A 12,621-nucleotide genomic window follows, 5' to 3' on the forward strand; every position below is an offset into this window, starting at 1 on the left:
TGTGTCCAAATATCCCTCGTCCGCAGCTGCCTTTAATACCCAGCGAAAAATATACTCTACCGATGCGCCATATTCATCCCAATCTCTTCCAGTGTTCGGTGCAGAGAACGAATGCCGTAGATATGTTGAATCAGCACAATTTTGAACAGAACAACAGGATCAATGCTGGGACGTCCATTGTCTTTGCAGTACAAATCCTCAACAAATTCATACACCTTATTAAAGTCGATTGCTGCATCGATCTGACGCAGCAGATGGTCCTGAGAAACCATCTGTTCCAAACTTACAAACTCAACTTGATTTCTGTTTTCAATATTTTTCGTTAGCACGTTTATCACCCGTACTTATTATTCCATTTTTCGAACCATTTTACCAGAAAAAGGCCACCCGTAGGTGACCTTTTTCGACAGGCTGTATATCCTTATCGCTCGGCATTTTTAGTCCAATCAGGTTGAAGGTTTTGTTCCCAGATGGCATAAGATCAAATACTTCACGGTCAAATTCCATAATGAGGCCTCCCAATGTGTTACAGAGTAGAGATTTCTATGTATGTTGCGGATGATAAACTTAGGGCAATACCGCATAATTGAACAAGAGTGATTTGCGAGTAAATTTTGCGTACTGACGAGGCGCAGTTTTGCGGTAATACTTGATGTATTACCGTGAAACTGCAACAAAGTCAGGGCACAAAATTTCCGCAAAGCACCGCCGCTTTAATTGTGCGGTGTTGCCTTAGTTTTAATATATACTTAGGGCTTATTTGCTTTTCTTATTCGGCAGTTCACCATATGTTCTAAATTCGTCAATGCGATGATCTCCTACAAGGGACTGCATCATCTGCTTTGCGCTGGCGTTCAACCGGAGCAGTCTCTCACTCTGGGGGATTCCTTGGCGAATCAACTCCGCATTGATGCTTTCAAGATTAGCAAGAACGATCAATTGTTGCAGGCTTGCTTCATCCCGAATATTTCCTTTGGAATCCGGGTGTGTCTGGCGCCATTCCTTTGCCGTGATGCCGAACAGTGCAACATTCAGCACATCTGCTTCATTGGCGTAGGTAAAGCACTGACGCTGTGGGGGCACATCCGGCGGGATCAGTACATCTTTGATTGCATCCGTGTGGTTCCTCCGTATTCTGAAATTTGGTTAGCTGCAAATCTCGGAAACGGGTGGTGAGCCGCGGCAGCGGGGTTGCGCACAGGGCGCAAAAAAAGCCCGCAGCGACACCACTGTGGGCATAAGAGTATTTGAGGGTAACGATGGTGGACGGAGGCGGGGTATCCTCAAAAGGACGCAAAAAGTCAGGGCATCCGATGCCCGTCCTTAGAGGAATGAGGGTGGGCTGCCTTTGGACAGCATCGACAGTGCCGCGGATGTGAGGATACCTCATAAGAACCGCCTGTTCCGGCTTGGAGCCATGTTTTTTCATTATCGTGCAGATTCGGCCTCTGCGCTCAACGCAGAAGATCACGACAGAAAAGCGGAGAGATTGCTGTATCGCAGTCTCTCCGCTTTCGACATGGATGGCTGTTCAGAAGTTCTGAACAGGGGGATGTATCAGATGGTGTGTTCTCAGTGGTCGAATGCCTGCCGGTTATTTCTTAGGCGGGTATAGAATGCTGCTTCGACTCCCATGTTCGTTGCCTACCGATTGGCCTCTTGTCCCTACATTTTGCTGACAACAGCCCTGATATCTACTACTATAAAAGCTATCCCTCGCTTGTTCATCTACCTCCGATCATCCTTCCGGAAATCGCTCATTTGTGTACTTCCGTCGATAGCTGGACTATAGTTGAAGTCCCACTGGGACAAACGGGCTGGTGACATCACATAGCTGCCATGTTCAGCCGGATGCATCTGCTCCTGTGTTCATTTTTGAAATGATGTCAGAGAGAAAGCTGTCTGCGTTCCCGGACCTCAGGTCCTTTTTCTGAAGCAGCAGCGCACGTTCATCGTCGCAGACCACAAGCCACAAATGCAATGATTCAAAGACGCTCTTTATCCGTGTATAAGAGAGATGTTCTTCCTTCTCCTCTGCGCAGATCGTTACACCGGCATCCTCGAAGCGGATAGTGGTTTTGAACTTTTCCCAATCAACGGCCCGCCGCAGCTTCAGCGCTTTCCACGCCTCCTTTTTGCAGGATGCCGGTATGCGCGGCGGCGTTCTTCCGCGAGCAAGGGCAAACTCCAGCAAACCTGCAATGATCACGGCTCCGCCCACAATGATTCCCGCGGTGGTTTTTGGCGGCATCAAACCAAGAATCAGCGTCAAAAGGCCCAGAGCCAGCAGGAACACGCCATAAATGCGGTAGCGCACCGTCCGCTTTTCGCGCGCCGGGCCTTTCGCGGCGTGAGTTCTGATGCGGTCTATCGCATTCCACATGGCAGGGCAGCGCCGCCGGCTTTCAGCTTCCAAACACTGATGCAGCAGCTCTACGGTTTCTCTGTCCACAGCAGGGTCATCGTAGTTGCTTATTTGAAAAAGATACATGGTGCTTCTCCGTTTCAAAATCGGCTCATTGAGAGTGCCGGAAAATCCATTCACAGCATATCGGACTGCCCGGCGGCAGTCCGATATGCTGTGATGTGCTGATGGTACTTTGCATAAGAATTGCAGACCGCTTGCATCCTATTTTTCAAACAGATGCAGCAGATATCCGTAGCCCTCGGCCTCCATTTTTTCATAGGGGACGAAGCGCAGAGCCGCACTGTTGATGCAGTAGCGCACGCCGTTGGGCGACTCCGGGTCGCCGGTGAACACGTGGCCGAGGTGGGAGTCTCCGGCACGGCTTCTGACCTCTGTACGGCGCATGCCGTGGCTCAGGTCCTCTTTTTCCACCACGGCAGGGCCCTCGATGGGCTTTGTAAAGGCAGGCCAGCCGCAGCCGCTTTCGTACTTATCCGTGGAGGAAAAGAGCGGCTCGCCGGTGACAACATCCACATAGATGCCCTTTTCAAACTTGTCCCAGAACTCGCCCGTGAAGGCACGCTCCGTGCCGCTCTCCTGCGTAACACGGTACTGCTCCGCCGTCAGCTTGTCCCGGATGGACTCCGCCGCGGGCTTCTGATAGTCGCCCGGGTCGATGCGCAGCTGGGAAAAAAGCTCCATCTCCGCGCGCGGGATATGGCAGTAGCCGTCCGGATTCTTTTCGAGGTAGTTCTGGTGGTATTCCTCGGCGGGATAGTAGTTCTTGAGCGGGCCGATCTCCACAAAGAATTTCTCGCTGCGGCCGCGCTCGATCTCCGCGATGCGCTTCACCGTTTCTCTCGCGCTTTCATTGGTGAAGTAAACGCCGGTCTGGTACTGGCTGCCCCGGTCGTTGCCCTGCCGGTTTTGTACCGTGGGGTCGATGACATAGAAGTACGCCATCAGCAGCGCGTCGAGGCTCACCTGCTCGGGGTCGTATTCCACCCGCACGGTCTCCCGAAAGCCGGTCTCTCCCTTGCAGACGGTCTTGTAATCGGCGTCCGCCTCGCAGGTGCCGTTGGCGTAGCCGCTCTCGGCGTCGATGACGCCGGGGATGGACTGCATCAGCTGTTCCATGCCCCAGAAGCAGCCGCCCGCCAGATAGATGACATTGTCTGTGGTATCCATATAGGTGATCTCCTCGTCGGACCGGTCAAAAGCCGCTCCGTCCATGTTTGTTTCCTGTCCGCTCTTTTCCTTCGGCACAGTCTGCTTCCCGGCGGCGCAGCCGCTCAGCAGCAGCACTGCGGCGAAAAGCAGGGCTAATACACTTCGATACATCGCGTTTCCTCCTTTCAGGGGAATCAGGGTTCACTCCGCCCCTTGCCCGCCGAGGGCAATGCAATGGCGCGCAGCAGGCACTTTTTTAAATCTCAGGTCAGCCCATATCGGCGGCAAGAGCCTGGTCGATGAGTTTTTGCAGCGTCTCCGCCTGCTTCTTTTCCGTGATGGCGCCTACGATGGGTTCACCCACGATATTGCCGCTGCGGTCGACCACATAGGTGGTGGGATAGGCAAAGATGTTGGTGGTAAACTTTCCCGCCTCACCGTCGGAGTCAAAATACACATTCTGATAGGTGGCGCCCTTCTTGGCAAGCACATCCTTCGCCTCGGAAATTGCCTTTTCGTCGCCGTCCAGCGTGAAGGTGTTGACGCCGATGAGCGCGCCGCCCTTCTTCGCCAGTTCCTTGTTCAGCGCGTCCAGCTCGCCAAGCTCACCCACGCAGGGATTGCAGGTGGTGAACCAGAAATTCACCACGGTGACGGCGTTGGCGGAGAACAGCTCGTCGCTCTTCACCGTGTTGCCATCCAGGTCCTTGCCATCAAAGACGGGGAATTTCTGCATACTGCCATCGTCGGGAGGGTTGCTCGTGTCGCTGCCCGCGGGCATACTCATATCGCCGTCCATGGATTTCTGCATGATATCGGGATACTTCTCTTCCAACTCGGTCAGCTTGTTTTCAATATCGCTGATCTCCGTGGCTGACTCCTTCAGCCACTCATACTCCTCATCGCTGAACTCTTCCTTGGCGTCCTCGATGGTCTTGAGCAGGAAGTCGCCGTAGTTTTTGCCGTCCTCCTGCATGGTCATGCCCTTATCGGCCGCCATGAACACCTTCTCCCAGAGCTCGGTTTTTTCCGACAGGAGCGCGTTCTCCTGTGCCATGAGTTCTTTGTGCATGGCGAGCGCTTCCTCGGCGTTTTTCGCTTCGCCAGTCATGGCAGAGCCGTTGCTGCTCATGTCGCCCATCTTGTCATTGTTCTTCGTACCGCAGGCCGCCAAGGCCAGCAACATCAGCACGGCAAAAGCCAGTGTAAAAATTCTCTTTCTGTTCATTTTGATTCCTCCATCGTTATTTTCTTTGTTGTTTCTTTCCCATTGCCGAAGCCGTAGCGGAAGCTCACGGCGTTCGTCGGGCAGGCGCGGATGCACATCCCGCAGCGGATGCACTCGGTATGGTTGGGCGTTTTCGTCACATCCACATCCATCTTGCAGGCTCTGGCGCATTTCCCGCAGGAGACGCACTTATTCTTATCCACCTTCATCTGGAAGAGGGACACCCGGTTGAACAGCGCGTAGAACGCGCCCAGCGGGCAGAGCCACTTGCAGAACGGTCGGTAGAACAGTACACTCAGCGCAATCACCGACAGCAGGATGCTGAATTTCCATGTAAACAGCTTGCCCAGCGCCGCCCGGATGCCGGAATTGGCAAGGGACAGCGGGATGGCTCCCTCCAGCACGCCTTGGGGGCAGAGGTATTTGCAGAAGAACGGGTCTCCCATGCCAACATCGTTCACAAGGAACGCCGGCAGGAGAATGACCATCACCAGCAGGACAGCGTATTTCAGGTATGTCAGCGGCTTCAGCCTCTTTGTGGAGAGCTTCTTTGTCGGGATTTTATGCAGCAGCTCCTGAAACCAGCCGAAGGGGCATAGAAAGCCGCAGATAAAGCGTCCCAGCAGGACTCCCAGTAAAATGAGAAAGCCTGTGATATAGTAGGAGAAGCTGAACTTGGACGAGCCCACCACCGCCTGAAACGCCCCGATGGGACAGGCTCCGGAGGCCGCCGGACAGGAGTAGCAGTTCAGCCCCGGCACGCAGACGGTCTTCCCCGTCCCCTGATACAGTCTGCCCTTGAGGAAATTCGGCAGATGCAGGTTGGTCAGCAGCGTCGCACCCGCCTGAATCCAGCCCCGGAAGCGGGACATGGTCTGTGAAACGCCTGAAAACTTTTTACCCAATGCCCACACACTCCAGACATAATTGGATTGCTTTGCTCAGCACTGTCGCCGCCTCGCCCCGCCAGACACCAAAGCACAGCATGACGATTCCGGTTATCAGCAGCGCGACCTGCGCCGCGGCCTTTTTCCCGCAGATCATTTTTCATCACCCTTTCCGATTTTCTACCCCCATTATAGCGCGGGAGAGTTAAAGTCTCTGTTAAGAACGAAAACTTAAGGCAACTCTTATCTGTTTTTTCTATAATGAAAGCAACACAAAAACGAAGAAATAAAAAGTAGGGCTCTTATGCACCTTTTAGTAATTGAAGATGAACGCGCCCGGGGCGAACGACTATCTGGCGAAGCCCTTCCACTTGGCGGAGCTGGAGGCCCGCATCTGCAGCCTGACATTGCGGCAGTTCACCCAGCAGGATGTGCTGCTAAGCTGCGGAGGCCTGACCTTTGACACCCGCTCCCGTACCGCCGCCGTCAACGGGCAGACGCTGACGCTCACCCGGAAGGAAACGGGAATCCTGGAATACCTGATGGTGCATCAAGGAAGGCCAGTAAGTCAGGAGGAGCTGATGGATCACGTTTGGGACAATAGCGTAGACAGCTTCAGCAATTCCATTCGCGTCCACATCTCCGCCCTGCGCAAAAAGCTCCGCGCCGTGCTGGGCTTTGACCCCATCCGCAACCGCATCGGCGAGGGCTATCTGATGGGAGGCGAGGAGGAATGAAGCGTCTTTCTTTGCAGTGGCGCATCACGCTGATGACCGTCCTGCCCATCGGCATCACCTGCGTGACCATGAATTTACTGCTGTGCTCCTCCGGTGTGTACTATATGGACACCATTGCGGACAGTTTACAGGGCGGCACGGTGATCCTGAATGATGGCGGAGCGGCGAGCTTTGACCCGCAGCTCATAGCGTCCAACGAGGAGTTGACCATCGTCGTCGATGGGGTGCAGGGGCGCTTCCGCACCACCAACTGGTACATCACGGCGGCGGTAACGATGCTCAGCGGCATCCTCGCCTATTTCGTCAGCGGACGCGCTCTCAAGCCCCTGCGCAGCTTTGCCTCGCAGGTGGAGCAGGCGCAGCTGAACAATCTTGCCAATATGTGGATTGATGAAGACGCTATTTCGGAGTTCCGGCAGCTGAGCCGCTCGTTCAACCAGATGCTGTAGCGGCTGAACAACGCCTTTGCCGCCCAGCGGCAGTTCACCGGCAACGCCGCCCACGAGCTGCGCACGCCGCTGGCGCTGATGCAGGCGCAGCTGGAGCTTTTCTCCGCAGAGCATCCCGATGTGCGACCGGAGACTGCGGAGTTTCTCACGCTTTTGCGCGAGCAGACGGAGCGGTTGGCACAGATGACCAGGACGCTGCTGAAGATGAGCGATCTGCGGCAGGCGGCGCGGGACTGGGGCTTTCTCTGGTGTGGGAGATCGCCGATCTCCACGGCGGCTCCGTTTGGGTGGTGGAAAGCTCGGACAAGGGCACGACCATCGCGGTGGAGCTGCCGGCAGGGACAGAAAGCGATCCCTCCGGCGCGGATATCACATAACAGTCCTCGGCTGATTCATGGCGATCGTTTTTCAACCTACACAACATTATCGCAGCAGCTTTCGATCAGTTCCCTGTCGTGGGTGATCACAAGAATGGTTCTGCCGTTCCGCGCTTCGCTTTTCAGCCTTTCCGTGATGAGGCGCATATTCTGCCCGCCGAGGCCGCTGGTGGGCTCATCAAGAATCAATATCCTGCGGCCAGAAAAAATGGCTCAGGCGATGGCAAGGCGCTGCTTCTGCCCGCCAGACAGGGCGGACGGATGCGCATCCCTGTACTCGTAAAGCCCAAATTCTTTCAGCAAATGTCTGGTACGGTCTTTGTTTTCTTCCGTCAATCCGGTATTCAGCAGCAGCTCCTCTTCCACGCTTGCCGTGAAGAACTGCGTTGACATGTCGTTGCCGCAGTAATAGATTTCCCTGCACCAGACTGCCGATCTTGCTTTTTTCCCGTCTATCAGGATATGTTTTGTCATTTTTTTGCGAGTAACTCTTGACAGCTCAAACTGTGTCTGATATAGTTACAGTATAAACTGTTATCAAAACAGACACAGTTATTTCGGAGGTGAATCTATGCGTCAGATATTGCTTTTTGCGGCACTTACCGCCTCGCTGGCACTGCTGGCTGGCTGCACGCTGTCCAAAACAAAAAAGGATACGGAGGACGTGGCAGAGAAGGCGGCGTATCATAAAATCAGCGCCGAGGAAGCCTATAAGATGATGACCTCACAGGAGGTCGTGGTGGTGGATGTTCGCACCCGGGAGGAATACGACGGCGGGCATATTGAAAACGCTGTCCTTGTCCCCAACGAAAGCATCGGGAGCGAAATGCCCGAGGCGCTGCCCGACAAGGAAGCCACGCTGCTGATCTACTGCCGCAGCGGCCGCCGCAGCAAGGATGCCGCCCAAAAGCTGATGGCGCTTGGGTATCAGAGTGTCTACGACTTCGGAGGCGTCATCGACTGGCCCTACGAGCTTGTGAAGGAGGGATAATTGTGAACAGCTCCTTTAATCTGGCAGTCCACGCGCTGGTCTGCCTGAGCCACAGCGGACGCTCTCTCAGCAGCGAAGCGCTGGCGGAGAACATCTGCACCAACCCCACCCGCGTCCGCCGGGTGCTGGCGGGGCTGAAAAAGGCAGGAATGGTGGAGACCCGGGAGGGCTTGGATGGCGGCTACCGCCTGACGGCCGATCCTGCGAGCCTGACTCTGCGGCAGGTGGCGGAGGCGGTAAATACCCGCTTTGTGGACTGTGCGTGGCACAGCGGCGACATCGACCGGGACTGCGCCATCTGCTCCGGCATGGCGGGCGTCATGGACGCGCTCTATCGGCAGATGAGTGAACAGTGCGCCGCCTATCTCTCGCACATTACGATCACAGATATTGAAACACAGCTTTTTACACAGAAATAGGAGGATATACGATGCTTACCATTACGACCAACAGCTTTGAAAACGACGTTCTCCGCACGGACAAGCCCGTGCTGGTGGATTTCTGGGCGCAGTGGTGCCCCTACTGCCGCCGCATTGCCCCGGCCTTTGACAAGGTGGGCGAGCAGTACGCCGATACCCTGACGGCGGGCAAGATCAACTACGACGAGGAGCCGCAGCTCATCGAGCGCTTCGGCATCGACACCATCCCCACGCTGCTGCTCTTTAAGGACGGCAAGGTGCTCGGCTCTGTTGTCGCCCCCGCCTCCAAGGCCGCCATTGAGGCGTTTATCAAGGAAACGCTGGCGCAGTGAGGACACGATTATGAAGCAGATCTATGATATGATCGTCATCGGCGGCGGTCCCGCCGGATACACCGCCGCCCTGTACGCCGCCAGAAGCGGACTTTCCACGCTGGTACTGGAAAAGCTCTCCGCCGGCGGGCAGATGGCGCTGACGGAGCAGATCGACAACTATCCCGGCTTTGAGGACGGCATCGACGGCTTTACGCTGGGCGAAAAAATGCAGCAGAGCGCGGAACGCTTCGGCGCGGTGACGGAGCTGGCGGAGGTGTACAAAGTAAGCCTTTCCGGGAAGATCAAGACGCTGGAAACCAGCGAGGGCGTCTTTCAGGGCCGCACGGTGGTCATCGCCACCGGCGCGTCGCCCCGTCCCCTGGGCGTTCCCGGCGAGGATACGCTCATCGGCAAGGGTGTCCACTACTGTGCCGCCTGTGACGGCGCGCCCTATCGGGGCAAGACCGTGGCGGTGGTGGGCGGCGGCAACTCCGCCGCGGCGGACGCTCTCGCCCTGTCCCGTATTGCAAAGAAGGTCTATCTCATCCACCGCCGCGACAGCCTGCGGGCGACGAAGGTCTATCATGAGCCGCTGATGAACGCGCCCAACGTGGAATTCCGCTGGAACAGCACCGTTTCCGCACTGCTGCACGAAAGCCGCTTGACGGGGCTTCGGCTAAAAGACGTCAACACCGGCGCAGAACGTGACCTTGCCTGTGACGGCGTGTTCATCAGCGTGGGACGCGCCCCTGCAACGGAGCTGTTCCGAAATGAGCTGGCGCTGGACAAGTCCGGCTATATCGTGGCAGACGAATCCACCCGCACGAATCTTCCCGGCGTGTTTGCCGTGGGCGACGTGCGCACCAAGGCGCTGCGGCAGGTGGTCACCGCCGTATCGGACGGCGCAGTGGCCGTCCACTATGCGGAGGAATATCTGGCGGAGAATCGGTAAAGGGCTGCAAACGATCCTCTCAACGGCAGTTCCTGTCCGTAAGCGATACGATTGCGAGCCTTGCCTCAAAAGAGCGCAGGGCATGTTAGATTAAGGAGATCATATATATGTGGCTGTTTTTCGGAATTTCTGCGATCATTTTTACAGGATTCAATCTGATTTACTCTTTTAAAAACAAGAATGAAAAATGGTTTAGATTCGCAGCCCTATCGTTCACTGCATTGACCGTATGTTCGTTTTATTCAGACGGAGCGATGCGTGTGCTAAATGAAGATTGGGGAGGCTTGATGGATATCATGCCAACCATGAGCAAGGCTCTGTGGGTGTGTGTAGGGATATCCATTCTATTAAACTCTGTTTCGCTCTTTCGAGAAAAATAACCACATTTCTATCTCAAGGATACCATCCCCGGCTGCACACGGCAGGTCTGTGCCTTTGCCGTAGCCTATGTGGAATTTGAAAAACTGAATGCCAATGCTTTATGATAAAGAAGCAGACTTAAAATGACAGCTTCGCACTGTTCCAACAGAGCAAAGGAGTGCCCCAATGGGCACTCCTTTTTCATAGCTTTACGCCTTATTCAGCAAGATTTGTAATAAGAATATACTGAAATAGTTAAACAGATTCCAGAAAAGAGAGAAATAAGCGTTCCGGCATGATTCTTCTAAAGACTTCATGCATAGTTTAGCAGAAACAGGGCCGTTGCGGCAAGCAACGCAAATTAACATTCTATGATTTGAAGTCACTTTGCAGCGTTGATGTGCTTTATCTGGTTTTCTCCACCGCTTCAGCGGAGGATAATATAAGAAATCCCCGACTCTGGTCGGGGATTTCTTATATTGGCAGCAACGCGCAGTCCTTAGCCGTGCGCGGAGCTTCTGTTATCCGGGTTTGGACGCCAGCCGTCCATGAGCTTGTCGTTCTCCATGATAAAGGGAGTCGCCGTATCCTGTCCCCATGAGGTGTCATATTTCCCCATAAGGTAATCGCTCAATGCCGTTCGGTCGGCAAAGCGCAGCATCCGGTACGGCTCCTGAAAGGCAACCTTTTCTACAAAGTACAGCGTCCCGTCCTCTGCCGTCAAAAGAACGCCAACATGCCCGACAAACAGCAGAGATTCCTCCTCGGTCGGCTTATCGTGGAAGAATACCGTGATGAGACGGATTCTTTCATTCTCCCGAAAGGCAACGCCGCGGGAAGCCCATTCCTCTTGTACGGTTTGCACATGACGCTTGATCTCCGTGGTATCCCCCGCCTTCATGGAGGAATACAGTGCGCGGAAATCTGCAAGGCTGCTTCCTCCCAACGCAGAGGGATCTGTTTTCAGCGTCTCCTCGTCCACAAGCAGCACATCTTCACCGGCATTGATTTGAGAGTCTGCGCTCACAGAGAGGAAATCCCCAAACAGGTTCATGGCGGTGATCCGGCAGTTATAGCCCGGAAACGTCCCGTTCTTCGCCGTCCATTCGTCCTGCATGGTATAAGGGTCGTATTTCGTATACAGCAGCTCCGCTTCCTCAAAGCCATCCGTAAGCCATTCCTGATTCACGATGTCATTAAAGCGGTCCACACGGCGGAAAAAGCTCTGAATACGCCCGTCCGGCACGCCTGTGTCGGAGAGCAGCTCCTGCAAAAGCTCCCTCGAACCACTGTCGTTCAGGTTCGTGTATTCAATTTTTTCCAATGCCGGACGCTGCTCGGCTGCGCCGCAGCCTGCAAGTACGGCGGCAATAATCACAACACATATAATAAAAGTGATTTTCCATCGTGATCTCATAGTTCTAATCTGTCCTTTCTTTGGCGATTGCTCGATTTGCTAAGGTTATTATAGCACCGGATCATAAAACCTATGTTAAGATATACAAAGTGTTGTGGCTTTTGCAGCAAGCAACTTTCCTCACATCTCCAGGTGTTCTGCCATGAGAAGCATTATCTGGTGCAGGCGGTGTGTAGGAGTATCGAAGCAAAGAACAAAAAAGTAAACAGACAATCATGAGTGGCGAGGATAAATGGCCATGCCTTCAATGATTGCTTTCAATAAAGTGCAGCTGCGGAGATGTTCCTCTCCGCAGCCGCATTACGGTTTGTCAGCGCTTCAGCAGCACCTTCAGATCCTCTTCCGGGGTGGTGATGGGAGCAATACCGAAATTCTCTACAAGGTAGTTCAGCACATTGGGCGAAACAAACGCCGGCAGCGTGGGGCCAAGGCGAATATTCTTGATCCCCAGATACAGCAGCGTCAGCAGGATACACACTGCCTTCTGCTCATACCACGAGAGCACCAGAGACAGGGGCAGGTCGTTGACCCCGCAGCCAAAGGCATCCGCCAAGGCCAGCGCGATTTTGACAGCACCGTAAGCGTCGTTGCACTGGCCTACATCCATGAGTCGAGGCAGACCGCCGATGGTCCCAAGATCCAGGTCGTTGAAGCGGAATTTGCCGCAGGCCAGCGTCAGCACCACAGTATCGGCGGGCGTCTGCTTGACAAACTCAGTATAGTAGTTCCGTCCGGGACGGGCTCCGTCACAGCCGCCGACCAGGAAAAAGTGCCGGATAGCGCCGCTCTTTACCGCATCGATCACCTGATCCGCCACACCAAGCACCGCGCCGTGTCCGAAGCCGGTCATGACTGTGCCGCCGCCGTTGATGCCGGTGAACGGCTTGTCCTCGTTGTAGCCGCCAAGCTCCAA

Annotated in this window: 18 protein-coding genes and 3 pseudogenes; 9 read left to right on the forward strand and 12 right to left on the reverse strand. The window is 54.7% G+C overall.

The features are described 5' to 3' along the window. Positions 1 to 56: 56 nt before the first annotated feature. The 8 genes from PGS25_RS14830 to PGS25_RS14865 all read right to left on the reverse strand — a co-directional run bounded on the left by PGS25_RS14830 (position 57) and on the right by PGS25_RS14865 (position 5,849). Positions 57 to 272, reverse strand: coding sequence for a transposase (locus PGS25_RS14830; protein ID WP_270419324.1), 216 nt, complete (start codon positions 270 to 272; stop codon positions 57 to 59). A 97-nt stretch (positions 273 to 369) separates the two neighbouring features. Continuing rightward, entirely contained in the window at positions 370 to 507 is a 138-nt protein-coding gene (locus tag PGS25_RS14835; RefSeq protein ID WP_158575203.1) for a hypothetical protein, read from the reverse strand. Between the two features lie 249 nt (positions 508 to 756). Then, positions 757 to 1,038 (reverse strand): hypothetical protein, encoded by a 282-nt coding sequence (locus PGS25_RS14840; RefSeq protein WP_270419313.1) that lies wholly within the window; start codon positions 1,036 to 1,038, stop codon positions 757 to 759. A gap of 805 nt (positions 1,039 to 1,843) precedes the next feature. Then, a complete protein-coding gene (locus tag PGS25_RS14845; RefSeq protein ID WP_270419315.1) occupies positions 1,844 to 2,491 on the reverse strand; it encodes a hypothetical protein in 648 nt (215 codons plus the stop codon). Positions 2,492 to 2,629: 138 nt separating this feature from the next. Next, positions 2,630 to 3,595: a peptide-methionine (R)-S-oxide reductase MsrB gene (gene msrB, locus PGS25_RS14850; protein ID WP_442865320.1), complete on the reverse strand. Its 966-nt coding sequence runs from the start codon at positions 3,593 to 3,595 to the stop codon at positions 2,630 to 2,632. Positions 3,596 to 3,845: 250 nt separating this feature from the next. Further along, positions 3,846 to 4,805, reverse strand: a complete 960-nt coding sequence (locus tag PGS25_RS14855; protein WP_270419318.1) for a TlpA disulfide reductase family protein — start codon at positions 4,803 to 4,805, stop codon at positions 3,846 to 3,848. After that, positions 4,802 to 5,677 carry a 4Fe-4S binding protein gene (locus tag PGS25_RS14860; protein WP_270419325.1) on the reverse strand — a complete coding sequence of 292 codons (876 nt, stop codon included), beginning with the start codon at positions 5,675 to 5,677 and terminating at the stop codon, positions 4,802 to 4,804. The genes PGS25_RS14855 and PGS25_RS14860 overlap by 4 nt, the downstream gene beginning before the upstream one ends. Before the next feature lie 25 nt (positions 5,678 to 5,702). Further along, a complete protein-coding gene (locus PGS25_RS14865) occupies positions 5,703 to 5,849 on the reverse strand; it encodes a CD1871A family CXXC motif-containing protein (RefSeq protein WP_270419320.1) in 147 nt (48 codons plus the stop codon). A gap of 181 nt (positions 5,850 to 6,030) precedes the next feature. On the opposite strand from PGS25_RS14865, the pseudogene PGS25_RS14870 reads away from it, so the two are divergent. From PGS25_RS14870 to PGS25_RS15800, 4 genes and pseudogenes are all read left to right on the forward strand, one after another. After that, positions 6,031 to 6,429, forward strand: a pseudogene (locus PGS25_RS14870) (response regulator transcription factor); the annotation flags it as partial. Beyond that, a complete protein-coding gene (locus tag PGS25_RS15790) occupies positions 6,426 to 6,878 on the forward strand; it encodes a HAMP domain-containing protein (RefSeq protein WP_442865318.1) in 453 nt (150 codons plus the stop codon). The pseudogene PGS25_RS14870 and the gene PGS25_RS15790, both read left to right, overlap by 4 nt. 78 nt (positions 6,879 to 6,956) lie before the next feature. Beyond that, a pseudogene (locus PGS25_RS15795) lies at positions 6,957 to 7,037 on the forward strand (hypothetical protein); the annotation flags it as partial. An 89-nt stretch (positions 7,038 to 7,126) separates the two neighbouring features. After that, the gene (locus tag PGS25_RS15800; RefSeq protein WP_442865319.1) at positions 7,127 to 7,255 is read left to right on the forward strand and encodes a hypothetical protein; all 129 of its coding nucleotides are present in this window, start codon (positions 7,127 to 7,129) and stop codon (positions 7,253 to 7,255) included. Between the two features lie 36 nt (positions 7,256 to 7,291). Here the strand turns inward: PGS25_RS15800 and PGS25_RS15670 are convergent, their stop codons facing one another. Then, positions 7,292 to 7,444 (reverse strand): hypothetical protein, encoded by a 153-nt coding sequence (locus PGS25_RS15670; protein WP_330671893.1) that lies wholly within the window; start codon positions 7,442 to 7,444, stop codon positions 7,292 to 7,294. A 24-nt stretch (positions 7,445 to 7,468) separates the two neighbouring features. Further along, positions 7,469 to 7,729: an ATP-binding cassette domain-containing protein gene (locus PGS25_RS14880; protein ID WP_270419322.1), complete on the reverse strand. Its 261-nt coding sequence runs from the start codon at positions 7,727 to 7,729 to the stop codon at positions 7,469 to 7,471. Between the two features lie 97 nt (positions 7,730 to 7,826). Here PGS25_RS14880 and PGS25_RS14885 point away from each other — a divergent pair, with 97 nt between their 5' ends. From PGS25_RS14885 to PGS25_RS14905, 5 genes are all read left to right on the forward strand, one after another. Beyond that, entirely contained in the window at positions 7,827 to 8,246 is a 420-nt protein-coding gene (locus tag PGS25_RS14885) for a rhodanese-like domain-containing protein (protein WP_270419323.1), read from the forward strand. A gap of 2 nt (positions 8,247 to 8,248) precedes the next feature. Next, positions 8,249 to 8,665 carry an RrF2 family transcriptional regulator gene (locus tag PGS25_RS14890; protein WP_118361391.1) on the forward strand — a complete coding sequence of 139 codons (417 nt, stop codon included), beginning with the start codon at positions 8,249 to 8,251 and terminating at the stop codon, positions 8,663 to 8,665. Positions 8,666 to 8,676: 11 nt separating this feature from the next. Continuing rightward, positions 8,677 to 8,997 carry a thioredoxin gene (trxA, locus tag PGS25_RS14895; protein WP_270385891.1) on the forward strand — a complete coding sequence of 107 codons (321 nt, stop codon included), beginning with the start codon at positions 8,677 to 8,679 and terminating at the stop codon, positions 8,995 to 8,997. 10 nt (positions 8,998 to 9,007) lie between these two features. After that, the gene (trxB, locus tag PGS25_RS14900; protein WP_270385892.1) at positions 9,008 to 9,931 is read left to right on the forward strand and encodes a thioredoxin-disulfide reductase; all 924 of its coding nucleotides are present in this window, start codon (positions 9,008 to 9,010) and stop codon (positions 9,929 to 9,931) included. A 107-nt stretch (positions 9,932 to 10,038) separates the two neighbouring features. Beyond that, a complete protein-coding gene (locus tag PGS25_RS14905; RefSeq protein WP_118480771.1) occupies positions 10,039 to 10,311 on the forward strand; it encodes a hypothetical protein in 273 nt (90 codons plus the stop codon). A 479-nt stretch (positions 10,312 to 10,790) separates the two neighbouring features. Here the strand turns inward: PGS25_RS14905 and PGS25_RS14910 are convergent, their stop codons facing one another. After that, a complete protein-coding gene (locus tag PGS25_RS14910; protein ID WP_270385893.1) occupies positions 10,791 to 11,708 on the reverse strand; it encodes a DUF4300 family protein in 918 nt (305 codons plus the stop codon). A 310-nt stretch (positions 11,709 to 12,018) separates the two neighbouring features. Beyond that, positions 12,019 to 12,621: pseudogene (locus PGS25_RS14915) on the reverse strand (hydroxylamine reductase); the annotation flags it as partial.

Origin of the sequence: Butyricicoccus sp. AM78-15b2TA (assembly GCF_027665985.1) — a bacterium.
GTDB lineage: Bacteria > Bacillota > Clostridia > Oscillospirales > Butyricicoccaceae > Agathobaculum > Agathobaculum butyriciproducens.